Here is a 26063-nt window from a genome sequence, read left to right as displayed (position 1 = left end):
GTATGCCTGATGGGTGTGCCTAAAATGGATAGAGAGCATTTTTCCGCACCTGCTGCGTAGGCATGAGCGCTACGGGATCAGATCGATTGGTCAGTCCCTGGTTTGCAGTGCGCTGACCAATCTATCCGTCATTTATAAGATGCTTCGAAAAATGCTCCTACAACATGGATAACAAAGTTGTGTTTACTGACCTGTTGTACTACCGATCTGAGGTGTCGGGGTCGTTGGCGGTGATTGAGGAATCCAGCTCGGCACGTTGGAGGCATCAAACAACATGGTCGAATCGGGATCACTGAACTTCACGCCATGAACCTTCTGGACTTCGATCCAATACTTCAGGGCATTCCCTTGCAGGGATTTCAATGTGGCGCTGTCAATCGCGTGTGATGGGTCAATATTTTCGATCTGTACAATGTGGAATGTCCCGTTTTCTGACAGCACTGGACTGAGCTCATTCGCTGTACGGGCAGGATCAGAGATCCAGCTATCCACAGTGGCGGCTGTATTGGCACCATCACTCAACATATATTGACCAGGAGCTAACCAACCAAGCTCACCACCCTTGGTTTTCGTGTTACTATCCAGGGATTGAGCTTTGGCGAGCGCATTGAAGTCGCCATTGGCTTTGAGTTGCTTTAAGATATTTGCAGCCGCTGACTGTGTGCTCAATGTGATGTCACGCGCCTGAACCTGACGTGTTGGCGAAGTAATCTGCGAAGCCAGATAGTTCTGCATATTATTGCGGCGCTGAATCAGGGTCATCATCGACTGTAAATCCGCATCACTGACATTGGAGTTCTGCAGGAAACCGTTGTAGGTTGTGCCTCGGGGCAAGTTTGCCTTCACTGCATTCAAGGCTTGATTGACCGAGTTACTGGTAGGATTAACCTTATTCTGAATGGCTGTGCTTTGTTTGGACAGCCAGTTACGAATGACAATATCTTCCTGCAGCCATTGCACGCTCTCGGTACCAATTTGCGATTGGGTAAAGAGCTGTTCCTGAAGTTGGTCGGTCTGATTGAGGGAAGCATACTGACTGTCGTAATTTGATTTGATTTTCTGATCACTGGTCTGCTGTGTTTTTGCTGCGGTAAGCTGATTCTGGAGGTCAGTGAGCTGATTCGAATTCTTTGGAAGAGCTTTGATCTGTGTCGTCAGATCATTCACCTTCTTCGTATCGGCATCCACCACTTTTTGCTGATCCGTTGATTTTGTCTTTATGCTTGCTTCCTGGGCCAGGGTGCCATTGCGCCCTTTAAAGGTATTCTCTGCGATCTGACCTTTGAGGGCTACCAGTTTACGGTAATCAGATTGGGGAATGGTTTGGCCGTTGACATTTGCAACCGACAAATTCGGAATGATAATGTTGAAATTGATCCAGAATGCGGCGATTACGACAATGATGAGGAACGTAATGAAGCCAATAAATGTCCAGACACCCAGACGTTGAAGCTGTGTCTTTTGAGCACGGCTCAGGTGGCCTCCCCAGCCAAAAATAAGGGGCTGACCATCGCGCCGGGCTTCAACATGCGCCGTTTGCTTGTTATTGTATTTGCTTCGGGCAGAACGCGTGGTGCCTTTACCTTCAGGCCGACGCGCCGTTTGATTTTTCATCAAAACCTCCAACGTGGATATCCCTGGCTTGTGCCATCAGGAAAACCCTCTCCCCGGCACGGGTTGCACGATACACACAAATAGGGTGGTTGCGGTCGCTTCACGCTTCTGCTTGTTGTACATGTCAACACCTCGCAGAAGAGTTGCCTGGAAACGGATCGCGTGTATCGGTGTCAGTTTGTCCTATGGATTGAGAACTATCTTCTCGCTACAAATAAAAACTGAATTTCCGTGCTACAGAGTATTGAGCAGGTCGGACCCCGAAGGATCTGGAGCGGAACCTTGTATAGTTCACTGCTCCAGATCCCTCATCAGCTACAAGCAGGGAGTAACAATAGGGTATTACATCCCACGCATATGTTCTGCAGTATAGGGGAGCAGGGCCATAAAGCGGGCCTGCTTGATTGCAGTGCTCAAACCACGCTGATGCTTGGCGCAGGTGCCCGTCTTGCGGCGAGGCTCGATCTTTCCACGATCAGAAATGTATCGTTTCACGAAGCGGCTTGCATCTTTGTAGTCGATTTCTCGTACGTGGTCGTGGCAAAATTGACAAATTTTGCGGCGAGAAGAGCGCTCGCCACGCTCACGTCGCTCACGACGTGGACCTGATGGTCTCTGCACAGTCTTTCTCCTTCAATCTAGAAGGGGTGATCCTCTAAATCTCCAAGGTCATCGGCCACGTTATAGGAATCGCTACCGGAGCTAGTATTGCTCGGTTGTTGATTCTTAGGTGTCAGCATTTCCATGTCATTGATGACCACATCGATAGCAGTGCGGCTAACACCATCTTTATCGGTATAGCGGCGCTGATCCAGGCGGCCCTCAACAAACACTTTTTGACCTTTTTTCAGGTAGTTGTTACACGTCTCTGCCAGTTGACTCCAGGCAACGATATTAAACCAATCTGTCTCGCGCTCGCCGCTAGCAGATTTGCCACGACGGGTCACGGCCAACGAAAATTTCGTTACGGCAGTACCGTTGGTTGTGTAGCTCATATCAGGATCTTTTCCGAGATTCCCGATCAGCATAATTTTGTTCATGACTCAAAATCCTTTCGACGTGTTGTACAACCTCAACCTGATGCAGAGAGATTTCATCGAATGCACCCAAACGTCTCATTTTTCAGCATTCTGGAACGGCAATGCCGACCAATTATGCCTGAACCTGCTCTTCGTTGCTGGTCGCAACAGGGGCAGCGGTCTCGTCGGTTGCGGGAGCAGCAGCCTCTTCAGCCGGGTTTTCTTCGGCTACTGGCTCTGCTGAAGCTTCTTCTGCAGATGGTGTCTCCGTTGCTTCAGGAGCCTTTTCGGCTGCTTCAGCAGCGGCGGCGGCAGCGGCAGCACGTGCTTCGCGCTCTTCGCGCTCTTTCTGGACGGCTTTGGGATCGCGTTTGCGAACCATTTCGCGCAGAACAATCTCCGAAACCTTCAGGGTACGTTCGATTTCAATCACGGTCTCAGGAGTCAGAACCATATCAAGGAACACATAAATTCCATCGCGGTGGCGGTCAATGGGATAAGCCAGACGGCGACGTCCCCACTGATTAACCTTTACAATGTGACCTTCATGTTTAGCGACGATCTGTTCGATACGATCTAATACTGATCGTGTCTCCTCTTCGCTGGCTTCTGGACTGAAGACTACGCCTAATTCGTAATCTCGACTCATGAAGCCACCTCCTTCCTCTGGGTGTGCTCGTGGTCAGAGAACTTTCTGCCCGAGCAGGTGGAGCATCAATACATACTTGATGCTAAACTCAGATGCCGCTAGTAAGTTTATTTTACCTATTTGCGGCCTCAGTAAAAAAATCGTCCCACGATATTCGTGGGTGGCAGTGATGCTCCCTCTCGCTTGTGGGCAAGCCAAACGAGCGGATTGATATAAACATAAAATCTGTCCGCTAGCCTGTGGAAGCCATCAATACCACGCATTATAGCACTGTTCCCCATGTCTGACAATAGAGCCGAGGTGTACAACTTTACTACTGTTTTCTATGGTCCTATTCTTTTTATACTGGCACAAGTTGGTAATCTGGAAATGCTCGCCTTTCTTTGCCCTAAAACATGACTATCTTCCTACTTTTAAAAACGTACAAAACGTAGGTGTGGGCCGACGTCGGCCCACACCTACGTTTCCTGTTACATATATGGGTAGAAGAGTATGTGTTTATTGGTGGAGGGCGGAAAGAAGGGGGCTAGAAAGAGGCGCTGTCTGCGTTTGCTTTATTGACAGGGTATACACAATAGCTCATACTATTGTCAGGATATTATTGAGTATATTTCCATACAGAAACAGCGCCTTCGTTCGCGGAGCGACGCAAGCGGTAACCTGGCATAGATAGACGAACGCTGAATTGATAGCAGCGTGAGAAAAATTCAGAGAAATCTTTCGATAAGGAGCAGCTGCGATGCCTGCGGTGAATACATTGGCAATCTATCCTGTGCGTGATGTGTCAGTTTTGCGGAGGCAGGTCAGGGCACGTCGCCTGACCTTTTTTCTGCTGGTAGTGTTGGGCTGCTCTCTGGAGCTCTGCTATCTGGCACTGTACCCCTGGCTGGCTGGCCGTGGGGCGAAGGTTGATCCACTGCGACATGATTGGGAGCAGTTCTGGCCGGGGCTGACATGGGCCTATCAGCGTCTCGATTGGATTCCTTATGTAAACTTATCGTGGTTTCCCTGGCACGGCCTGCTGTATGGACATCTGTATCCATTGCTTGTCCTGTTAGGTGCATCTCTTTTCTGTATCTGGCTGGCGGTATTGGCTGGAAATTGGGCTGGTCGGCGTATTCTTATTCGTTCGACGCTTTATCTGGGCCCGCTCTTCGGCTTGATTCTGTTCTTTAGTATCCTCTTTGCGGTGACAATGGTCATTGCCCCGCTCTCCCTCAACGAGTTGACGCGTACCATGTTGGTCTCAGGTCTCTATGGTCGGATGGTCGAATTCTATTATCTCAATCCTTATATCGCGCATAGTGCACTGCTGGCACATGATCCTGTACAAATTCTGCTGAACTACTTGCCCGCCCAGCCATCTTTTACGCCCGGCAGTGTAGGACCGCTATGGATGGATCTGAGTATATTGATTGCACTGATCTCGCGTTCTGATCCCGCCCAGATGATTCTATCCTGGCGTGTATTGGCCCTGGGAGTGCATATATTTAATGCCATTTTGCTCTGGAATTTCACCTCCAACCAGAAGCCACTGCAACGTCTTGGCGTGACGCTGAGCTACGCCTGGAATCCCCTGGTTCTCCTGGTCGGTGTTGCACTGGTCCATCCAGAGATCTTGTTGGTCTCTTTTCTCTTGTTAGCGCTGTTCTGTTTGCAGCGCGGAGCCAACGTTTTGAGCTGGGTTTGTGCTTTGTTGGCCTTTCTGGTCTGTCCCTATGCTTTGATCATCTTGCCGCTCTTATTTGTCTTCGCGTTGCGCCGTGCCAGCTTGCAAGGCTGTGGCTGGTTCTTCCTTTGTGCCCTGGGCATGCTGGTTGTCACCGTTCTGGTCATTTTTCTGGCTTACATTCCCTATTGGAAGGGCTGGGGAGTGATAGGTATCCTCTTAAACCTGCGCGACATCTTCTGGCAAGCACATGCCATCAACTCTCTGGATGCCGCCATTCTGAACATGCCTGTCCATCTACCCGCCAACTTATCCTGGCTCATCCTGCCCCAGAACTGGTCCTTAGGAGCCCTGACAATTATCGGTTGTTATCTCTTCTTCTCTCTCTGGTTCGCCAATAGTATCGAGACGATGCTGCAATGTTGCGGCTGGTTATTGCTGCTCTGGGCTATCTTGCAGCCGTTATACTGGCCCTGTTATCTCTTCGTACCCATCGTATTGGCCCTCAGTTCAGCGAGTCGCAAAACAGCATGGGGTGCGCTACTGCTTATGCTGGGAGCATTAGCGAGCTATTACTTCTGGCAGTGGCCCGATGTCTGGACCGGACAGGGGCTGGCTGTAATTGGCATCCCCTGCCTGCTCTGGGGTTGGTGTATCTTCTTTTATGCCACCTGGCAAATGGCGCTTGGTCGCTCAAATCAACCTCTGGAAGATGATAACAATAGCCCTACCTTTCCCATCGAACATCCCCCCTGGGCCTCTCGTCCTTATTAAGAGAGGGTGCAGCGATTTTCCCTCTGCTATGGCCCTTGCTGATTGAGGATGGGTATGTTATAATACACGCCGCGTGCGGGGGATTTTTCTTGAAAAAGGCTTCTCTTCGCCTTTGATAGATGTGCTGGTAGATTGAAGGGTTTTCAATCATTTTCTACGTCCTTTTTCCTACTGTTGATAGGTCCTTAATGGTGCTTGTGACAGAGGGTGAGACGCTAGAAGTTGCACAAATAAACGTTGCCCTGCCCATAAGGAAAGAAAGAGCTATGCCAAAGCAGAAGTTAAAAACACACAAAGCTATGGCCAAGCGCGTCAAAGTGACCGCTGGCGGTAAAGTCTTGCGTCGTAAAATTGCTATCAACCACTTGCGCCGCAATAAGTCGCCTCAGGCTGTTCGTTCCATGGACAAGTTGTTTCCGCTGGCTACTGCCGATACACGCCGTCTGAAACGCTTGTTACCTTACGCATTCTAAGTTGTAGTTGAGATTGATAAAGGATTAAGGAAAGAACATGCCAAGAGTAAAACGTGGAGTAACTTCCCACAAAAAACATAAAAAGATAATGCAACTTGCGGAAGGCCACCGTGGTACGCGCCGTAATGTGTTCCGCCCCGCTCATGAGTCAGTCATGCGCTCAATGGCGTACATGTACCGTGACCGCCGTAACCGCAAACGCGACATGCGCCGTCTGTGGATTATCCGTATCAATGCTGCTGCTCGTATGCATGGTGTGAGCTATAGCCAGTTGATGAATGCTTTGCACGTTGCTAATATTGATGTTGATCGCAAGATTCTGGCCGAGTTGGCTGTCAATGATATCGCCGCCTTTGGTACACTTGTGAAAACAGCTCTGGATGCTGCCAAAGCATAGTAGCATTTTCATACGTAAAGGACCCGCCTGTCCGTTGTGATAGGGTGGGTCCTTTGTTTTTTTTTGAGGAATGTATGACTCTCATTACCAGTCCCTCTAATTCACGCATTAGCAAGCTCCAAACATTACATACGTCGCGTGGGCGCAAAAAAAGTGGCCTTTTCTTGATGGAGGGTCCGCATTTACTTGAGGCTTTACTGAATGCTCAGCTCTGGCCCACTGAAATCTATTACGAGCCTGCTTTGCTGCAACGTACCTCTGAAGGAGCCGCACTGCTGGAACGCTTGCTGCTTCTGATAACGATTCATCCTGCTACGCAACTGATTGAAGTGAGCGAGCGTGTAATTGAGGCTCTGGGCGAAGCTCAAACCTCTCAGGGTGTGGTTAGCGTCCTGACGTTGGAGACATTAGCGTGTGCTCAGATACAGGCTCGACGTCCTCAAGTGCAACGCCCCTGCCTGCTGATTTTGGATGATCTGGCTGATCCAGGGAATATGGGAACTATCCTGCGTACCGCCCTGGCGGCTGATGTGGAGCGGGTTGTGTTGACCGCTCATTGTGTTGATCATTATAGTCCCAAGGTGGTGCGTGCAGCCGCTGGTGCGCATGTGGCGTTGCCTGTAGAGGCCCATGTAACATGGGATGAAATTGCTGAGCACATAACTGCGCATTGCGCAGGCCAGCCGCGTGTCTTCTTGGCGGAGGCTGGTAGTGATCAAATGTATTTTGCTCAGGATCTGACGCAGCCTTTTGCTTTAATCGTTGGTAACGAGGCCCATGGCCCTTCTGCGCAGGCCCATGCCCTGGCGACGCTCTCAGTGAGCATTCCACTGGCAAATGACGTGGAGTCATTGAATGTGGCGATGGCAACTGGAATTATCCTCTATGAGACTGTACGTCAGAATGCGCATGTTCATTAGCTATTCACCAATTTTGGTGAATAGCTAATGAACATGCGGAGGCTTGATTGGCGTCAGGAAAGCGTTTTGTTATTATGGCTATCTGGTTTCTCTTGCTCAGTTTTGGGCACGCCGGTTCTGGCATAATCGGCGGTTGATGCGGGAAAGGTGGGATGGCCGATGGGCGCATGGTGCCCATGATAAAGGGGCACCTTATTGAGTATTGGATTGTCAGGATTAAAGATGTCATTGACTGTCAATGGGATGCCTTTGCTGTGATTCGTCCTGGGAACAACATAATAGGTCTGGTTGTAGCGCAATTTGAAGATTTCTACCGAGAGTCGGAGATGATCTACCTGGTGTGCCAGTCCTTCAACTGTATGGGATGCCTCACGAGTTCTGGTACTATTGCGTTGCGTGGATGTTGTAGATTCCTGCATGATCTGTATCACGATACGGGATGATTGCAGTTGCTGAAGCGACATCGCATTGATGTTTTCGATTTCACGGGCCTGCTGTTCTACTGCGCCGGAGACAGCTTCAAGCGCGCATCTCGCCTCTTTGCTGAGACGGATGCCAAGGTGACTTTCTTTTTCTATGGTGCGCATGGCTGTAGTTATGTTGCCAGCCTCCTCACAGATATCGCGTACGAGATGGGTGATTAACGTTGCCTGGTCCTTGGTACGTTCGGATAGTCGTCGGATGTCGGAGGCTATGGCACCAAAGCCCTGGTTACTTTCTCCTGCTATAGCGGATTGAATGGCTGCGTCCAGGGCCAGCCGGTTAGTCTGATGGGCAATGCCGGAAATAATCTCAATGATTTCATCGATATGCCGCGCGTGTTCGTCCAGTAGCTGCGCTTTGCCACAGACAGTCTGGACGTGAGTATTGATGCGCTCCATGCCGCTCACAATCTTTTCAGTTGCTTTATCTCCTCGCTGGACCTCCTGACGTGCGTCGCGCGCCACCTCATAGAGAACCTGGGCTCGCTCGGTTACTGCACGGCTTGAGATTGCCATTGTCTCAATTTCAGCACTGGCCTTACTCATCTGTTGCAATTGAATGTTGTTGCTATCTACCGTCTCTGCCAGATAGTCCAAAACGCCACTAGAGGAGATGGCGACCTTATGCGCTACCTCTTTGATACGCACTACCACGCTTCCTAATTCTTCGATAATATAGTTAAAGGTGTCTGCCAGTATACCTACTGAGGTATCACTAACTCCGGTCTGGATACTCAAATCTCCATCCGCGATCCCCCGCACCTCCGAAACCAGACGCGCAATATGTCCTTGCGTAACGTCACTCTGCGTTTGCATCTCTTCGATTACGACCATGATACTATTGAGCATCTTATTGATTGAAGCAGCCACGAGTGAAATTTCATCATGTGCTGTAATAGGAGCACGAGCATGGAGATCACCTTGTGCGACTCTCCGCGTCAGGAGCGTTATTTGTTGTAGTGGTAGCATGATGGAGCGATATGTGGTTGTGCCAATAATCACTACCAGCATAATAATGCCGAAAAAGGCCATGACGACCATAAAGGCGATCTCATTGGTGCGCGTTGGAGTAGTAGCGATCATACGTGTATTGATTTGATCCATGATATTGACAATCTCGTCCCATTTCGTGGCGAGAATGGTATAAGCACTATTGGCGCTGGCAATCAATGGATGGGCTCTGGCTAGCGGCATTTTTTGTTTAAGGGCCGCAATAGCAAGCGCCTGAGCTGCTTGATAATCGGGCCAGAGCACATACGAGATTTGATCTAGATCCTGCTGTTGTTGCAAGGGAAGTGACGCATCTAGATGATTGGTTCTGAGTATATGTAATGTGTCGCGCATCCGCAGGGATGTAAGCAAGCTATAATTTCGTTTGAAATGATGAAGCGTGGCTTCAAAGAGGCGGTTATTCTCATAGATGTGTTGAATCTTTGCATCATCCGGCGTTCTATCCAGCACGGGCCGGCTTTGATATTGTTCTAAATAAGTGGTTACGAGTAGTGAATTGAGCTCAGATAAGTAACTTCCTGCCGTGGTGGCAGACTTGAATGCGCTAATATTTATGCGAATGATCTGATTACGCTCGGCCTGGGCTCTTAAAAAGGTGAAACCGAGTGTGGAAATAACAATGCCAGGTATGACCGCCGCGAGCAAAAATGCTAGCAAGAGACGGCGGGAAATCTGCATAGTAGATAACAATTTGAACATAGCTAGTTCGGCTCCTCCTCAGACACCAGAACACCTCAACATATCCGCACGGAGCAACATATGCTGCTACCTGACGATGGTAGCAGTTACTATTCAGTCTACCCTTCATTTTTGAAAAACCAAATTTTTATCCATCCATAGCCTTTATTTGCTAATAGCATGTTTTTTGTAATCTTCTCAAGAAAAAACATACAGGGTAGGTGATGTTGCGCGAATGATGGTACTATGATTGCAATGAACACGAACTACCATGTCTGGTGGAAAGGAGCCTTCTTCATGGAACGTCTTTCGGTGGCTGATTGGCCTTTTCAGAAGGTGTTGATTGCGAATCGAGGTGAGATTGCGCTACGGGTGATTCGAGCATGCCGCGAGCTGGGCTTACAGAGCGTGGCCGTCTATAGTGATGTGGATCGGGATGCTTTACATGTGCGTATGGCGGATGAGGCATATGCTATTGGTCCGGCAGCGGCGGCACAGAGCTATTTGAATATTCCACGTTTGCTCGCGGTAGCGCAAGAGGCGGGTGCGCAGGCTATACATCCAGGTTATGGCTTTCTGGCGGAGAATGCAGCGTTTGTGGATGCGTGTCGGCAGGCGGGTTTGATTTTTGTGGGTCCCTCTGCGGCAGCGCAACGTGCGATGGGTGAGAAAACGGCGGCACGGCGTGCTGCCCAGGCGGCTGGCGTACCGATTGTTCCGGGGGCATTGACCGATAATGCGGATGATGATGAGATTCAGGCCAGTGCACAGCGTCTGGGCTATCCTCTCCTGCTAAAGGCTGCGGCAGGTGGTGGTGGAAAAGGGATTCGCCTGGTACGTGAGCCACATGAGTTGCTGGCAGCCTTGCGTAGCGCACGTAGCGAGGCGCAGACTGCCTTTGGTGACAATCGTGTCTATCTGGAGAAGGCGATTATGCCTGCCCGCCATATCGAGGTACAGTTTATCGCCGATGCCCATGGTCATGCGGTCCATCTGGGAGAGCGTGAATGCAGTATTCAGCGCCGCCACCAGAAACTGCTTGAGGAGTCGCCTTCGCCGGTTGTGGATGAGACATTGCGTGCGCAGATGACCACGGCGACACTCAATCTGGTGCACTCTATCGAATATGTCAACGCTGGTACAGCGGAGTTTTTGCTGGGACCCGAGGGCAATTTTTATTTTCTGGAGGTCAATGCACGTATTCAGGTCGAGCATCCAGTCACCGAGTGGTGTACCGAGATTGATCTGGTTCAGGAGCAGTTACGGGTGGCGGCTGGCCTGCCGCTCTCCTTTACACAGGAGGAGGTGCTCTTTCGCGGCACTGCGATTGAGTGTCGCATCTCTGCTGAAGATCCGGCCAATCATTTCTTACCTGCGACCGGAACGATACAGGCATTGCAGGAACCCTCTGGTCCTGGTGTGCGCGTGGATAGTAGTCTCTATGCGGGCCTGCAGATACCACTCTATTACGATCCATTGCTCTCCAAGCTTATCGTCTGGGGAAGGGATCGCACCCAGGCCATCGCACGTCTACGCCGGGCTGTTGAGGAGTATCAAATCGTCGGTGTGCGTACAACCTTGCCCTTTGTTCGCTGGCTCCTGGAGCAGCCACGTTTCCTCGCAGCCGACCTCTCAACCGACTTCATTGCCGAAGAATGGGATGGACATGGACATACTGCAACCATTCCACCAGTCAGTGAGGAATTTACTGCTGAGCAGATCGCAGCCTTATGTGCTGGCCTGTTGTTTCAGGAGCAAAGTCTGCATGAGCAGGCCCGCTATCAATCCACCACGCAGGATGGTACCGAGCAGAGCCGCTGGCGCGATATGAGCCGCAAAGAAGGCTTAAGACGTGTCTGATCCTTGCAGGTAATCTATTGAGTATGGGTGAGGAGGCCGAGATTATCGGCCTCCAGAGGCCAGTAAACAATAATGGCTTTTCCTATGATATCCGCGCGTGGGACAGTTCCCCAGAGCCGCGAGTCGGAACTACTGCCCCGATTATCTCCCATCACAAAGTATTGATTGGCTCCAATCTTACGCGAGCGAAATGAGGGGAATGGATTGGATAGATCATTTTTGTCGATGTACTTTTCATTGAGTTTGTTTCCGTTAATGATGACGGTTTGCTGGAGGATGCTAATTGTATCCCCTGGAATGGCAATGACACGTTTGATATAGTCATCCTGAGGATGCAGGGGATAGTGGAATACGATAATGTCTCCACGTGCTGGCTGATGGAAGAGATAGGATGCTCTACTGACGAGTATCGATTCCTGGTCATGCAGGGTTGGTTCCATGCTGTGCCCACGGATATAAAAATCCTGAACTGTGACGCGAATGATTAAGAGTGATAGACAGACCAGAGCAGTAGTTTCGAGCATCTGATGTAGCCATAGGTGAGTGCGCATTAAACGTGCTATCTGGCTCACGTGTTACTCCTCTATGAGTAGCTTTATTGCATTTCTCTCTCTGTATTGTAGCATGCTCAGGCCTATTATTTCCTGTTCAGTCAAGAGCCTTCTTCAGCTTTTTCTTTCATGGATAGACTTGCCCGGTTGTATATTATCCTTTTCCATCTCTTCTTCCCTGTCGAGAGACAGGATAGGCAGAGATGGAAAAAGGCGGCCGGACAATATCTGGTATTATTTCTCTTCGACTGGTGGTGGCAGTTCAAAGGTCGGTGGTATGGTACCCTGTCGTTCCGCCTGGAGAGCCTTCAGGCGTTCAACCGCCGTGGGTGGTACGAAGCGTCCTCCGAGCGGTGTTGGATGAATTCCCGGTCCATGAAAATCGCTACCTCCCGTGGGAATGAGCCGATACTGGCTGGCTAGCGAGAGCAGGGACTCCTCATCTTTATGGGTATAGGGACCATAGTAGGTCTCTAATCCTACCATGCCAGCTTTTTGCAGGCCAGGTAGCCACGTACGCAATGTTTCCAATCCAGGTGTCGTAAGTGGATGCGCTATAACGGCCAATCCATTAGCGCTATTGATCAGGCGCACAGCATCCTCGGGTAGAATCTTATAGCGTGGCACATAGGCTGGACTTTTGGTCCCGATATATGTGTCAAATGCCTCTCCAATGGATTGTACATAGCCCGCTTCCAGCAATGCTTTGGCGATATGGGGACGACCAACGGAGCCCTGAGCCAGTTCACGTACATGGTCCCAGGAAATTTGAATGCCTTGCTCATTTAACAGTTCAACGATGCGTTGTCCACGCCGTACCCGTGCGTCGCGTAGCGTTTTGAGAATCGCCTGGAATGCCGGACGCTCATACTCTAGAAAATAGCCCAGGACATGAATCTCTCCACCATCGGCATCGGTATTCAGTTCGATCCCAGGAATAAAATCGATTCCTAGTTCACTGGCGGCACCTCTGGCCTCTTCAATCCCCTCGGTACTATCATGATCGGTCAGTGCCAGAGTCTTGAGGCCGGCGGCATGGGCCTGCCGCAAGAGTTCAGTGGGACTATATAAGCCATCGGAGGCTGTTGAATGGGTATGTAAATCAACTATGTTTGTCATCGAGTTGTTTTCTTTCCCCGTATCACGCGCAGATCAGAAATGCTGCGCTCAAATGTAAATAAAAAACTATGGTTGTAATAAACAACATTTGTGTTATCTATTACAACCATAGAGTCAGGCTATCCATGCAGCAAACGACTAGCGTGCGTAATCCACGGAGCGTGTTTCGCGTACCACACAAATCTTGATTTGTCCTGGATAATCCATATCTTCTTCAATTTTATGTGCAATATCACTGGCGAGGCGTCCTGCTGCATATTCATCAACCTCTTCAGGTTTGACGATAATGCGTACTTCACGACCAGCCTGGATAGCAAAGGATTTCTCGACCCCTGTAAATGAGTTTGCGATATGCTCAAGCCCTTCCAGACGTTTGATATAGAGATCAATCGTCTCTCTTCTGGCCCCAGGACGGGCAGCTGAGATGGCATCTGCGGCCTGCACGATCGCAGCCTCTAACGTCTGAGGCTCAGTCTCGGTGGCGTGGTGAGCTACCATGGCATGGACGATCTTCGGTGATTTCCCGAAGCGTTTGGCTATCTCTCCACCAATGATGGCGTGTGGACCTTCCACTTCCTGGTCGATAGCTTTCCCCATATCATGGAGCAAGGCAGCCGTCTTACAGACATTGACATCTGCCCCCAGCTCATGTGCGATAGTCGCAGCCAGGATCGAAACCTCAACCGAGTGCGCCAATACATTTTGTCCGTAACTGGTACGGAAGCGTAAGCGCCCCAGGATCTTGAGCAATTCAGGCTGTAGACCATGTACATTGGCTTCCAAAGCCGCGTTTTCGCCTGCTTCACGTACGATCAAATCCACTTCCTGGCGGGCTTTGGCAACCACATCTTCAATGCGTGCCGGATGGATACGACCATCCATGATTAACTTTGTCAATGCAACTCGTGCAATCTCACGGCGTACCGGATCGAAGCCTGAGAGAATTACTGCCTCAGGAGTATCATCAATGATGAGATCAACGCCGGTTGCAGCTTCGAGTGCGCGGATATTGCGTCCCTCACGTCCAATAATACGACCTTTCATTTCATCATTGGGGAGCGGAACAACTGAAACCACTGCTTCCGCAACCTGATCTGAAGCACAGCGTTGGATGGCGAGCGTAATGATTTCACGTGCCTTGGATTCGGCTTCCTCGCGGGCTTGTTCCTCGATACGGCGGGTGCGTAGTACCGCTTCGGTGCGTACCTGTTGTTCAATGCGGGCAAGAAGGAGTTCTTGTGCCTGGTCTTCGGTCAGTTTTGCAATGCGTTCGAGCTCGGCTGTTTGCTGAAGTTTTATCTGTTCCAGCTCTTCACGGGTTTGATCCAGATTGCGTTCTTTGGTATTGAGCTTCCGTTCACGTTGTTCAAGCGCATCCATTTTGCGCTCAAGGTTCTCTTCTTTTTGTTGAATGCGCCGTTCCTGGCGCTGCAATTCTGTGCGCCGTTCCGCATTATCTCGTTCTATCGCTGTGCGGATCTGGGAGGTCTCATCGCGGGCTTCTCGTAAAGCTATACTCTGCTGTTCTTGTACCTGAAATAAACGCTGCTCGCTCATTTCTTTCAAAGTACGCATTTTTTCTTCATAAGAGGCTTTGTTGCGCGTTAAACCTATGAATATGCCCGCCATCAGAGCTGCACTAGCTCCTACAACCAGAATTGCAAAGATAATGATGGCAAAGGCAGTCGAAATTTGCACGTCGGCCTACCTCCAATGTAAAGGTAATCAGGCCTATAAAGGCTCGAATTAAACTATTTTAATGTACTTGAGTTCATTTTTTATACCATGGGCAATATGCAAAAGTGCACTATGCGCCAAGCATACTATATAAGAGTGTTAACCATACGTCAAGGAGAAAACTAGGATGAAATACAAAATATGTGGTAGAAGTATCCACCTATATTATATATTTCTAGACTTTTTGTCATGAAACGTCATTGCTTTGCGCTGAGCACTATTCTGCATTTCTCAGCTCTCCGTGCGTTGGCTGTCGGCTTCATTGCTGACTCCTTTCCCGATGGGCTACAGAGAACATTGCGTACCTGCGGGCAGATGCTCATCGTCCTATACCCTTTTTAGTAGGTGTTATAGAAAAAAGCTATACACTTTTTCTGCAACACCTACTAAACAATATTTTGAGCGCCCTGGGTGTGAAGACCCATGCACTTGCACTCTTTGTGTGATACCATAGCTCTGATAATGTTTCCATTTTTCAATGAAATACGTTTGCTAGTCTATCGGCAGACGCATTATCTTTTAACGACGACATGACAGGCTTTTCGCCTATCAATTTGATGCGTCAGTGCGGATATCTCTTAAATGTATCAGATTTTTTAGATTTTACATAGCCCAGAGCATTTTAAACATTTGAAAGACCAGGAATGCGAGCAGCGGTGTTGAGAATAACAGATAGCTTTGATGTACCCAGGGATAGCGTCCCAGGCGTGCCATTATCAACCAACCCGGTATGAAGATCAGGGCTGCATATTGTAGAGATGGCAATGGATCATACTGGCTAAAGGCGACCCCTGGCTGATTGGGTACCAGTAAAGCATACACGATAACCAGCGCTCCAAAAACAATCAAAGGCCACTGCGTGGGTGCCAGGCGTTCGCGTCCTTTCCAACTGGCAAACAGCAAGAGGAGCATTGCCAGCAGGATAAGCAGTTCAAAGATGCTGTGAGTGGCGGCAAATGTGTTCAACGAACCACTGACTAACGTATGTAGAGCAGTGAATAATCCTCCTAACAGGGCCGGACGGCTATCTGCATTCGCATGCCAGAAGATCAAAGGATCGTGAAATGGCTTGCGTAATGCAGAGCAATAGATAACCAGCCCCAGAGGGATCAACAGGGAGGCTACCAGCGGTAAGCCCAGAATAAAGCCTGCTTGCTTGTGCTGCTTCCAGCTTTCGCGCAGGATAGATCCTTCCTGGCGGAAAAATTCGCACAGGAAAAGGACAAATAGGAATATCCCTGTGAAGTCGGTCAGGGTGGCTAAACCACCAATACAACCGGCCAGCCACCAGGATTGATGGCGAAGCAGATAGATACTTAAGACCACAAAGAAGAGCAAGAGGGCGCTATTGTAGGCGGTAAAAAAGAATAAGGCGCTGGGAAACAAGGCCAGATAGAGCAGACAGCGTTTCGCTGTTCCAGCATCAAATTCCTCTTCCACCAGACGGAACAGGACCATAAATGCTCCCAGCAAGGCCATATTTGAGATCAGCATGCCGGTGAGTAAGATATCGAGATGCAAGGGAGTGCTGACGAGATGGATCAGTACCGGATAAAGCGGGAAGAGGGCTGTATAGGCTGGATCGGTGTATCCCTGGGTGGTGATAGTCAGATTGCGTATCGCGTCCCAGTGATACCAGTTGTAGAGCAAACTTTGTCCGTTCAGGGCGAAGGTTGAGTTGGTTTGCACAGTAAAAAGGACCCCGCCCAGATAGGTCAAAACAATCAACAGGAGACGTGTCACCAGAAAGGTGGGAAGTACAGCCCGACCAGCTTTCCACCATGCATTGAACATGCCTGACCAGAGTTGTTTCAGGCTAGCGGTATCTTGTACTGATCCGCTCGGGATAGCTGTTGTATCTTGTGCTTGCATACAAGGATAGGCTCCTATGTAAGTAATATACTCTTCAGTCAGATGTGTAGCGTTGTTGGCCGAGATTGAGAGAAAATTTGGATGGCATAAAGTTACCCATAGGTTATTCGTGAATGCTGCGCCCCTTAAGTATACAAGAAAAGCGTTGTTTATGTCATTATTATAAATGAAGGAGTTGCGAATGAGTTCATCACGTCCCTCTCAAACTATGCGTCCGACCCACGTTGTAAGCTGCTTTTTGTTGCGTGAGGATAGTCCTTCACCACGTTTGTTGATTGTGCAACGGAGCCAGCGCGTGGGCAGTTATCATGCGCATTGGGCTGGTATCAGCGGTTTTGTCGAGCCCAATGTGTCGCCTGATGAGCAAGCGTTCGTTGAGATTGGTGAAGAAACAGGTTTGCAGCGCACTCAGGTTCGTATGCTGCGCCGTGGTCAGATTGTTGAATATAGGGACGTGGAACTGGGCCGGCATTGGTCTGTTCATCCTTTCTTGTTTGCTGTTCTGACACCGGAGCAGATCAAGACAGATTGGGAAGCTGTCGACATGCGTTGGATCGAACCCGACGAGTTGACCAATTATGACACAGTTCCCAAACTACAGGAGGCTTATACATCCGCACTCCATGGTGACCGTGTGGTGTGATTTAGCCTATTATTTTCTTCTGTGCTGCAAACATCTATGCTGCAAACGTCTGCTCAGCATAGATGTTTGCAGCGCAGAAGAAAGAAACTTTCCTGAGCGCCCTCGGTGCGATCCGTCTCAAAAGTTTACTTGCCCTGGAACTCGGCGGGCCGTTTCTCAATAAATGCTTGCATCCCTTCGCGCATATCCTGGCTGGAGAAGAGCAAGAAGAAGTTTTTACGCTCCACATCCAGTCCACCTTCCAGAGAGGTTTCAAAGGCAGCCAGGACAGCCTCTTTCGCCAGTCTAGCCGCCAGTGGGGCCTGTTTTGCCACCTTTTGAGCCAGCTTGACTGCTTCTACCAGATGTTCTCCAACCGGGACAACTCGATTGATCAGTCCTAATTGTGCCAGCTCCTGAGCGGGAAGTGTCGCGCCCGTGAGCACCATTTCCATGGTACGATACTTCCCCAGCACGCGTGCCAGGCGCTGTGTCCCGCCCGCGCCAGGGATGATACCCAGTTGAATTTCTGGCTGTCCAAAACGGGCATTTTCGGATGCAACAATCATATCGCAATGGAGGGCTAGCTCGCAGCCACCGCCCAGCGCATAGCCATTTACGGCGGCGATCATCGGAGTATGGATTTTACGAATACGTTGCCAGGCTTCAAAGCCCGCCCCCATCATCTCAATAGGCGTTTTATCCGCCATCTCCTTGATATCCGCGCCAGCGGCAAAAGCCTTATCCCCTGCGCCTGTCAGCACAATACAGCCAATCGCCTCATCGCGATCCATCTCCTCCAGCGCGTTAGCCAGCTCTGAAACCAGTTGGAAATTCAGGGCATTTAATTCTTTAGGACGGTTCAGGATAACGATGCCCACCCGCTGTTCGCGCTCAGTGAGGATGTATGTATACTCAGTCATATCCAGTCACTCCTTATCCTTAAGGCTTTCTTTTGCTAAAGAGTTCTGCGGTTAGTCCTTTATTTATTGTAACATACCATTTTACGTATATGATTTCATGATTAGTAGCAAAGAAAGTAGCTTGATGGATACATTGACAATTTTTGGCGCTTGTGCCGTCTCAGTAATGTTGATCTCATATGCCCTGGAACATCGTGCCCACTGGTGGGTCCTGATCTTTGCCTGTGCCTGTGCCGCATCCTCAACCTATGGCTGGTTGGCAGGAACGTGGCCGTTTGGTGTCGTTGAAGGCATCTGGGCTATCGTTGCCTTTCGGCGTTGGTATCTCCTCCAACGCGGAGATCAAAAAACAGCCTACGATTCCGTCCAATCCTGAGTCCCGACATCGCTGCTCATCCCCCGGTACAATGCTGTACCATTCTCCCCATTCTCTCTTCCATACGTGTAAACGAACCGTAGCTGCTACATAGCTATACGGCGGCCCGAGGTGTAGAAACGGAATGGGAGCCTCACCTATTTAAAATAGATAAAGCTCCCATTCCAGTGTCAGGCCAGTTTTTGCAGGAAGCTGACAACGGTTCTGATGCCATTGAAAAATTGGCTGAGTGCGTATTTTTCGTTGGGGGCGTGTAGATTGTCATCTGGTAACCCGAATCCCATCAGTACAACGGGTACATTGAGAATTTCATCGAAGAGAGCAGCTATCGGGATCGAGCCTCCTTCGCGGAGGTAGACCGGTGATTTGCCGTAGACTTCTTCCAGGGCGGCTGAGGCGGCTTGCATGACCTGTGTATCTGACGCAACGAGTACCCCTTCTCCGCCATGGAGATTGATGACGTTGACCGTGACATCGGTTGGCGCGACTTCCGCCACCGCTTTTTTGAAGAGTTCGAAGACTTCCTGGGACTTCAATTGCAGGTCTGGTGGCAGGCGCAGACTGATTTTTGCTTTAGCAACGGCCGGGATAACCGTCTTGGCTCCTTCTCCCGTGAAGCCTCCAGTGATACCGTGAACCTCCAGGGTTGGACGACTGCTGACACGTTCCAGGGGAGGATATTCTAGCTCACCGGATAATTGTGAGACACCCATTTCATGTAAGAAGGCTTCATGCATATGCAGCGGATCTTGTTCCCAGAATTCTTTTTCTTCGTGTTTCGGTTTCTGGTAGTTGTCAAAGAGACCGGGAATATGAATATGTCCATCCGCATCCTTCAAGCGACTGATGATGATGGCAAGGGCGTGCAATGGATTGGGCGCTACACCTCCATAGGTGCCGGAGTGGAGATCCCCTCTCGCCCCGTGGACTTCAACTTCGGTATAAATGATGCCGCGCAGGCCGGTGATCAGAGCTGGTATCTCTGTTGAGGGCATGTGGGTATCACAAATAAAGGCGGCGTCGCAGCTCAGGCGCTCGGGATATGTTTTGATATAGTGCTCGATGGATTCTCCGCCCGCCTCTTCTTCACCTTCGAGGAGGACTTTGACGTTGATAGGCAGACCCCCATTGACACTCATAAGGGTTTCCAGGGCTTTGAGGACGAGCATCACCTGCCCTTTATCGTCGGCCGCTCCACGACTATAGATGTTGCCGTTGCGAATGGTCGGCTCAAATGGAGCGCTCTCCCATAGTTCGATTGGATCAACCGGCTGGACATCATAGTGTCCATAGATGAGTAATGTCGGCTTTCCTGTTGCCTGCAACCATTCACCATAGACCAGAGGATGTCCCTGGGTTGGGATGAGTTCTGCCTGTTTGATGCCGAGTTGTTTGAGTTGCTCTACTGCGTATTCTGCCGCTCGCAGCACGTCACCGTTATGCTCGGGCGCCGTACTGATACTGGGAATGCGTAGCCAGGCTTTCAAATCCTCCACAAATTGATCTTTATGTCCTGTGATATAGGTTTCGATCTGGGTCATAAGCTCTCCTTCCAGGTTGTTTCATTTTGCTTTATCCTAACAGGGGGGGAGAGAATTGTCCAGTAGTTTCCCGTCTATTCCGGGTCTCCATCGTCATCATATGGATCGGTATCGTCAAATGTTCTCATTTTTGGTTGATTATTACCACTATCTAAAAAGTCCCCCATTGGCCCGTTGGAGGCAATAGAACGCGAACACTGTGCTATAATGCCATAGGAACACTCGTTCTTACTCACCTTTGTAGAGAAACACGATCTGCCTGATTTGTGGAGTAGATAAAATATGCCCATTCGACAACTTGCGCCTGATGTGGCGGCGAAAATTGCTGCGGGAGAAGTGGTAGAGCGGCCAGCCTCCGTTGTAAAAGAATTGATTGAGAACAGTATTGATGCGGGCGCAACCCAGATCCGCGTTGATTTGAGCCATGGTGGTCTACAATTGATCCGCATTACCGACAATGGTTGTGGCATTCCTCCCGATGAGCTTCCTCTTGCTCTGACACGCCATGCAACCAGTAAGGTCTCTATTATTGATGATCTGGAACATATTCACTCGCTGGGTTTCCGGGGTGAGGCGCTGGCAAGTATCGCTGCCGTGGCCGAGGTGACCTTGCAGAGCCGTCCCCGCGCTCTGGATCAGGGCTCCCAGCTAAGCGCGCAAAATGGACAATTCTCAGAGGTGACGGCGGCGGCCTCCCCTGAAGGTACGATTATTACCGTGCGGAACCTGTTCAGCGCCGTTCCAGCGCGCCTCAAGTTTATCAAGAGTCGCAATACCGAGGTGAGTCACTGCCATCATTTGCTTGAGCAGTATGCCCTGGCCTATCCAGAGATCCGTTTTAACGTGTTTAGCGATGGCCGCCAGATTTTCGCGACACCAGGCGATGGTCAGCTCTCCAGCGTGCTGGTCGAGGTATATGGCCTTCAGATCGTGGAACAGATGATTCCGGTGCATAGTGAAGAGCAAACTGATTCCACCTATCCAGTAATAACCGGCTATACCAGCCGCCCGACGGCCTACAAAAGCAATCGCCAGCACATCTCCTTCTTTGTGAATCGCCGTTGGGTCTTGAGCCGTATGCTGACCTCGGCAGTTGAAGGTGCTTATCATTCATTGCTACTCACGGGTCGACATCCTATCGCGGTCATCAATATTCAAATTGATCCATCCGTATTGGACGTCAACGTTCATCCAGCCAAGACAGAGATTCGCTTCTTGAAGGAACGACGGGTTTATGCAGCTATCCTGCGGGCTGTACGTGCGGCCCTGCTTGCGGAGCCAGAGATGCCAGCCTGGGAACCTGGTCCATCGGAGGCTGCCCCGGTGCGCTCTTTTGCGGCTCCAGCCTCCAAGGATAAGCTTGAGAGCCTGGGCAATATTGAGATTGATGAAGAGACGGGTGAGGTCTATCAGACCGGCGGTGGCGATCAGAGCAAGCCTGGCGCAACAGTACCCTCGCAAAATGCTATCCCGAATGACAATCCCTGGATGACCTTTACGGAAGAAGAGACTGGTACCCGACCACCACAACTGGGACGCCTGTGGCAAAGTCATGTGCATGCCGATGAACCTGCTGGTAAAACAGGCCGCCCCGGGAAAAAGCAAGCGGCAGTTTCATCTGCTGAATTTGCATCAGAAGCGGAACTGGCTGGAGAGGTACAGGATGAGTATGCAGAACTTCCGGTTAGTATTCAACCTGCGCGTGAGACGGTGGCGGCGCAGGTACCGCAGCAGACTTCAATGATGCCAGCCGGTGAGCCAGCATTTGGGCAGGCGCTAGATATCGTTGATCCGCGCTCGGCACGCCATCTGCCGAAGCTGCGCGTAGTGGGACAGGTTGCGCAGAGCTATATTGTGACCGAGGGTGAGGGAGGTATGTATTTGATTGATCAGCATGCCGCCCACGAGCGTATCCTGCTGGAGCGCATGGTTGCGACGATGAAGGCCCGCACGCCCCTATCTCAATTGCTGCTGACACCTATGCAGCTAGAATTGTCGCCGCAGGAAGTGGAAGCCATTGAAGAGCATCAGGCTCAGCTAGAGCAGATTGGTTTTAAGCTGGCGGTCGATGATCGTTCTGGCATGTTAGAAGTTCGCGCTGTACCGAGCGTGCTGGTGAAGCAGATGAATGCCCATTCGTTGCATGAGTTGTTAATTGAACTGACCTCGGCGGAGAGCCTGGGTGATACCTCCACCTGGGAGGAGCGCGCGTTGGCGAATGTGGCGTGTAAGGCTGCCATTAAGGCAAACTACTTCCTGACAGTGAGTGAGATGCGTGAGATGCTTGAGCAGTTGGAGCAGACGAAGGCTCCCTTTAGTTGTTGTCATGGTCGACCTACGATGGTGCATTTTGGTTTAACGGCCCTGGCGCGCGCATTTGAGAGGCGTTAAACCACATGCTTGCTGATGTTTTAACGTCTGCCGCCAGCTGGCTGGGTGAGCGTTCAATGCTCACCTATGTAGTGCCCGAAGAGCTGGTGGCTGAATTACAGGTGGGACAATTGGTTGCCGTTCCCTATGGTGAGCGTCTGGTCGAGGGCATTGTCTGGACGACAAGTCTGGATGAGTGGGTGGAGCTTGAGCCAGGGGATGAATTGCGCCCACTCCATACCATCCTGGACCCGTTGCCGGCGCTTCAGCCTTATCAGATGGCACTGGCGCAGTGGTTGGCCGATTATTATGTGACACCACTGGCATATGTGGCGCAGATGATGTTGCCTCCTGGCTTGATGCAGCGCTCGCGTGCGGTACTGCGTCTTGCCGATCATGATGGGAAGATGCTGGATACTGCGTTGCAGGAAGGCTCGCTACAGCTACGTGCCTTGATTGGATTGTTGTTGTCCGAGGGGAGTATTGATGTTGAGCGTGTCAAAGAATTGCTGGGTCCTAAGCAGGCAAAGGCGGTCCTGAAAGAGGCGCGTTCACATGAGCTCTTCCTGCAGAACTCTGAGCTGGATGCGCCCCGTGCCAAAGCTCGCTTTAAACGTGTGGTTCGGCTGCTGGCGAAGGATACTGTGCTGGATGAATGGCGTGCGCGTATGACAATCCTGGCGGAGCGCAACGCTCCTCTGGCTCCTGTCCAGATCATTCCAGATCATATAATGCGTCCCAGGTCGCGCGGAAAAAAGGACGCTCAGAAAACGCTGGTTAATCCCTGGGCCTCGCCGGAAGCGGTGAGCGCGACGGCTACCCTGGAATTGGGGAAGCGGGACAAAGAGAGCTTGCGCGCCCAGCATCAACTGGCGGCAGTTGATCTCTTGCTACACAATTCTGATGAGCAGGTGCACTGGTCGGCCAACGCCTTATGTAAAGCCAGTGGTATGACACAGGCCCAGTTGCAGCAGTTGGTCAAAGAGCAGATCCTGGTGCTTGAGGAGATCGAGGTACGCCGTGATCCTCTCGCTAGCAGGGCGTTGGCCCTGGGGACGACACCTCTGGAACTCACGCCGGATCAGCAGCATGCCGTGAATTGTATCGTAGGTGATGAGTATGATGGACGCCCCATCTTGTTGCATGGTATCACCGGTAGCGGTAAGACAGAGGTCTATTTGCAAGCCCTGGCGGCGATCATCGAGCAGGGTCAGCAGGGAATTATACTGGTGCCGGAGATTGCTCTGACGACGCAGGCCGTGTTGCGTGTGGCCGGACGTTTTCCGGAACGTGTGGCAATTATTCATAGCGAATTAAGTATCGGCGAGCGCTATGATGAGTGGCGACGTATTCGTTCCGGCGAAGTTGATGTCGTGATTGGCTCGCGCTCGGCCCTCTTTGCGCCCCTGCCAAATCCTGGCCTGATCATTATCGACGAGGAGCATGAGGCAGCCTATAAACAGGGTGAACGCCGTCCGACGTATCATGCACGGCATGCTGCATTGATGCTGGGTGAAATTCTGCACATTCCTATCGTCCTGGGCAGTGCCACACCCGCGCTGGAATCCTTTTACCGCGCTCGGCAAGGCATCTATCATCTGGTGGAATTGCGGGGGCGTATCAATGCGAGCCTGCCGCCTGTCGAGGTGGTTGATTTGCGCAACGAATTGCATGCTGGCAATACCAGCATTATCAGTCGACGTTTGCAGGAGGAATTGACGCAGGTATTAGAGCGCCAGCAGCAAGCGATCCTCTTTCTCAATCGTCGTGGCGCTGCCAGTTGTATCCTCTGTCGCGATTGTGGCTATACCGTGATGTGTGATCGTTGTGATATTCCGATGACCTATCATTCAACCGAGCACATATTGCTGTGTCACTATTGTGGGCGTCAGAATAAGGTTGTCCAATTTTGCCCGCAGTGTAAAAGCTCCGGCATTCGCTATTTTGGATTAGGCACAGAGAAGATCCAGGAGACGATTCAGCGCCTCTTTCCGCAGGCACGCCTGTTACGTTGGGATCGGGATACGGCCCGCAATCGTCGGGCCCATGAACAGTTACTGGATAGCTTTGCTAATCGCGAGGCTGATATTTTAATTGGAACCCAGATGATTGCAAAAGGATTGGATCTTCCAGGTGTTACGCTGGTTGGCGTCGTTTCAGCGGATATCGCGCTGGCCCTGCCTGACTATGCAACAACCGAGCGAACCTTTACGCTGCTCACCCAGGTGGCAGGACGTGCTGGACGTGGTACTGAAGCTGGAAAAGTTATCATCCAGACCTTCAATCCACAACATTTTAGCATCGAAACGGCCTCGCATCATGACTATCACAGCTTCTATGAGCTTGAAATTGCCTCGCGGCAACTCTATCGTTATCCGCCATTTCGACATTTTGTCAAATTTACCTATAGTCATGAAAATCAGCAACGCAGCAAGAATGAAGCCATCCAACTCTACGAGCAACTCCATCAATGGATTGAGCGCCTCGGCTTGGAAGATACTGATATCGTCGGACCCGCTCCAGCCCTGATGGAACGCGTGCGCAACAAATACCGCTGGCAACTCATTGCCCGCGGACCAGATCTGCATCGCCTGCTACGCGTCATCGACGCTCCCGACTGGGAAATTGACATTGACCCTGTAAGCACCCTCTAAATCCGCTCATAAAATGAGAAAATGCCGAAAAACGTAGTGCTTTGTCAAAGTTTATTTGAATGGACCAGAGCGGGGATACAAGGGGCGGCAGCCCCATAGGTGCGAACATATATGAGTCATCCCCCGATACCGTTGGGAAACCCTTGCGCGGTGCTCATCTATTTGGAGTGAGTACGCTCAAAAGATGTTTCGTAACAGGGTTTCCCAACGGTATCAAAATCCGGGATGACTCATATTATGTTCCCCAGTCAAGAGCAGGGCATTTCAGTTTTTCCTTTTTGCTTGTTTTTACTCGCCACCTGTGGCGGCTCGGAGGAAGGGAAACCTATTGGGACATGATGTCTCTGTCAAGGAGAAAAAGATGTTGACAAAGCGCGTCAGATCATATGCAATGCGTCATGTTCTAGAGAGAGCAATGATCCTTGATAGCTCAACGGTAGAGCAATCGGCTGTTAACCGATTGGTTGTAGGTTCGAATCCTACCCAAGGAGTTTTTAAAAAGAGTCATCGTCATGATGGCTCTTTTTTGTGTTTTCGAGCCGCTGGAGGAGGGACGGCTAACTGGAATGTTCAGCCAGAGCGACAAGCGTCGAATAGTTCCAGCCAAACGTCAATTCAGCCATGCACAGGAATAGTGCATCCCACGTCGCACCTGTTCCCGTGGAATAGGCGGCTGGCGAGGTATCTTTTCAGACCCTTTTCCATCCGCCCTTCCCCAAACCACGCATGCACGCTTTCCATGCACGTGGCTT

20 protein-coding genes and 1 tRNA gene are annotated in these 26063 nt (G+C 50.6%); 10 read left to right on the top strand and 11 right to left on the bottom strand.

Going from position 1 to position 26063, the window contains the following annotated elements; translation table 11 throughout:
* Positions 1-183 precede the first annotated feature (183 nt).
* The 4 genes from F1593_RS14370 to rpsF all read right to left on the bottom strand — a co-directional run bounded on the left by F1593_RS14370 (position 184) and on the right by rpsF (position 3282).
* Positions 184-1614 (bottom strand): peptidylprolyl isomerase, encoded by a 1431-nt coding sequence (locus tag F1593_RS14370; RefSeq protein ID WP_149402255.1) that lies wholly within the window; start codon positions 1612-1614, stop codon positions 184-186.
* Positions 1615-1956: 342 nt separating this feature from the next.
* Complete coding sequence (rpsR, locus tag F1593_RS14365; RefSeq protein WP_149402254.1) at positions 1957-2235, bottom strand: 30S ribosomal protein S18; 279 nt, start codon at positions 2233-2235, stop codon at positions 1957-1959.
* Positions 2236-2252: 17 nt separating this feature from the next.
* A complete protein-coding gene (locus F1593_RS14360) occupies positions 2253-2654 on the bottom strand; it encodes a single-stranded DNA-binding protein (RefSeq protein WP_149402253.1) in 402 nt (133 codons plus the stop codon).
* A 112-nt stretch (positions 2655-2766) separates the two neighbouring features.
* Entirely contained in the window at positions 2767-3282 is a 516-nt protein-coding gene (rpsF, locus tag F1593_RS14355; protein WP_149402252.1) for a 30S ribosomal protein S6, read from the bottom strand.
* 739 nt (positions 3283-4021) lie between these two features.
* On the opposite strand from rpsF, the gene F1593_RS14350 reads away from it, so the two are divergent.
* The 4 genes from F1593_RS14350 (at position 4022) to F1593_RS14335 (ending at position 7515) form a co-directional block, all read left to right on the top strand.
* Positions 4022-5725, top strand: a complete 1704-nt coding sequence (locus F1593_RS14350; RefSeq protein ID WP_149402251.1) for a hypothetical protein — start codon at positions 4022-4024, stop codon at positions 5723-5725.
* A gap of 266 nt (positions 5726-5991) precedes the next feature.
* Positions 5992-6198, top strand: coding sequence for a 50S ribosomal protein L35 (rpmI, locus tag F1593_RS14345; RefSeq protein ID WP_149402250.1), 207 nt, complete (start codon positions 5992-5994; stop codon positions 6196-6198).
* Positions 6199-6235: 37 nt separating this feature from the next.
* Positions 6236-6595, top strand: coding sequence for a 50S ribosomal protein L20 (rplT, locus tag F1593_RS14340; protein ID WP_149402249.1), 360 nt, complete (start codon positions 6236-6238; stop codon positions 6593-6595).
* Between the two features lie 74 nt (positions 6596-6669).
* On the top strand, positions 6670-7515 hold the full coding sequence (locus F1593_RS14335) for a TrmH family RNA methyltransferase (protein ID WP_149402248.1): 846 nt from the start codon (positions 6670-6672) through the stop codon (positions 7513-7515).
* A gap of 53 nt (positions 7516-7568) precedes the next feature.
* On the opposite strand, the gene F1593_RS14330 is transcribed toward F1593_RS14335, so the two are convergent.
* A complete protein-coding gene (locus tag F1593_RS14330) occupies positions 7569-9707 on the bottom strand; it encodes a methyl-accepting chemotaxis protein (protein ID WP_149402247.1) in 2139 nt (712 codons plus the stop codon).
* A 276-nt stretch (positions 9708-9983) separates the two neighbouring features.
* Between F1593_RS14330 and F1593_RS14325 the strand changes: the two genes are divergently transcribed.
* Positions 9984-11546 (top strand): acetyl-CoA carboxylase biotin carboxylase subunit, encoded by a 1563-nt coding sequence (locus F1593_RS14325; RefSeq protein ID WP_149402246.1) that lies wholly within the window; start codon positions 9984-9986, stop codon positions 11544-11546.
* 14 nt (positions 11547-11560) lie between these two features.
* Here F1593_RS14325 and lepB read toward each other — a convergent pair whose 3' ends face one another.
* The 4 genes from lepB to F1593_RS14305 form a co-directional block, all read right to left on the bottom strand.
* A complete protein-coding gene (gene lepB, locus F1593_RS14320; RefSeq protein ID WP_149402245.1) occupies positions 11561-12118 on the bottom strand; it encodes a signal peptidase I in 558 nt (185 codons plus the stop codon).
* Positions 12119-12331: 213 nt separating this feature from the next.
* Positions 12332-13216: a PHP domain-containing protein gene (locus tag F1593_RS14315; protein WP_149402244.1), complete on the bottom strand. Its 885-nt coding sequence runs from the start codon at positions 13214-13216 to the stop codon at positions 12332-12334.
* A gap of 138 nt (positions 13217-13354) precedes the next feature.
* Positions 13355-14914, bottom strand: a complete 1560-nt coding sequence (gene rny / locus F1593_RS14310) for a ribonuclease Y (protein ID WP_235932582.1) — start codon at positions 14912-14914, stop codon at positions 13355-13357.
* A 642-nt stretch (positions 14915-15556) separates the two neighbouring features.
* A complete protein-coding gene (locus F1593_RS14305; RefSeq protein WP_149402243.1) occupies positions 15557-16825 on the bottom strand; it encodes a glycosyltransferase family protein in 1269 nt (422 codons plus the stop codon).
* A gap of 181 nt (positions 16826-17006) precedes the next feature.
* Between F1593_RS14305 and F1593_RS14300 the strand changes: the two genes are divergently transcribed.
* Positions 17007-17468, top strand: coding sequence for an NUDIX domain-containing protein (locus F1593_RS14300; RefSeq protein ID WP_172632121.1), 462 nt, complete (start codon positions 17007-17009; stop codon positions 17466-17468).
* A gap of 125 nt (positions 17469-17593) precedes the next feature.
* Here F1593_RS14300 and F1593_RS14295 read toward each other — a convergent pair whose 3' ends face one another.
* On the bottom strand, positions 17594-18370 hold the full coding sequence (locus tag F1593_RS14295; protein WP_149402241.1) for an enoyl-CoA hydratase-related protein: 777 nt from the start codon (positions 18368-18370) through the stop codon (positions 17594-17596).
* A 124-nt stretch (positions 18371-18494) separates the two neighbouring features.
* On the opposite strand from F1593_RS14295, the gene F1593_RS14290 reads away from it, so the two are divergent.
* On the top strand, positions 18495-18746 hold the full coding sequence (locus tag F1593_RS14290) for a hypothetical protein (protein WP_149402240.1): 252 nt from the start codon (positions 18495-18497) through the stop codon (positions 18744-18746).
* Between the two features lie 170 nt (positions 18747-18916).
* Here F1593_RS14290 and F1593_RS14285 read toward each other — a convergent pair whose 3' ends face one another.
* A complete protein-coding gene (locus F1593_RS14285; protein ID WP_149402239.1) occupies positions 18917-20287 on the bottom strand; it encodes a dipeptidase in 1371 nt (456 codons plus the stop codon).
* A 282-nt stretch (positions 20288-20569) separates the two neighbouring features.
* Here F1593_RS14285 and mutL point away from each other — a divergent pair, with 282 nt between their 5' ends.
* From mutL to F1593_RS14270, 3 genes are all read left to right on the top strand, one after another.
* Positions 20570-22678, top strand: coding sequence for a DNA mismatch repair endonuclease MutL (gene mutL, locus F1593_RS14280; protein ID WP_149402238.1), 2109 nt, complete (start codon positions 20570-20572; stop codon positions 22676-22678).
* A gap of 5 nt (positions 22679-22683) precedes the next feature.
* Positions 22684-25311 carry a primosomal protein N' gene (gene priA, locus F1593_RS14275; RefSeq protein ID WP_149402237.1) on the top strand — a complete coding sequence of 876 codons (2628 nt, stop codon included), beginning with the start codon at positions 22684-22686 and terminating at the stop codon, positions 25309-25311.
* Between the two features lie 419 nt (positions 25312-25730).
* Positions 25731-25802 (top strand) — tRNA-Asn (locus F1593_RS14270).
* Positions 25803-26063: the final 261 nt, after the last annotated feature.

The organism is Dictyobacter arantiisoli (assembly GCF_008326305.1).
Taxonomy (GTDB): Bacteria; Chloroflexota; Ktedonobacteria; order Ktedonobacterales; family Ktedonobacteraceae; genus Dictyobacter; species Dictyobacter arantiisoli.
The sequence above is the reverse complement of the archived record's forward strand: the minus strand, read 5'-3'. Positions and strand labels throughout refer to the sequence as shown.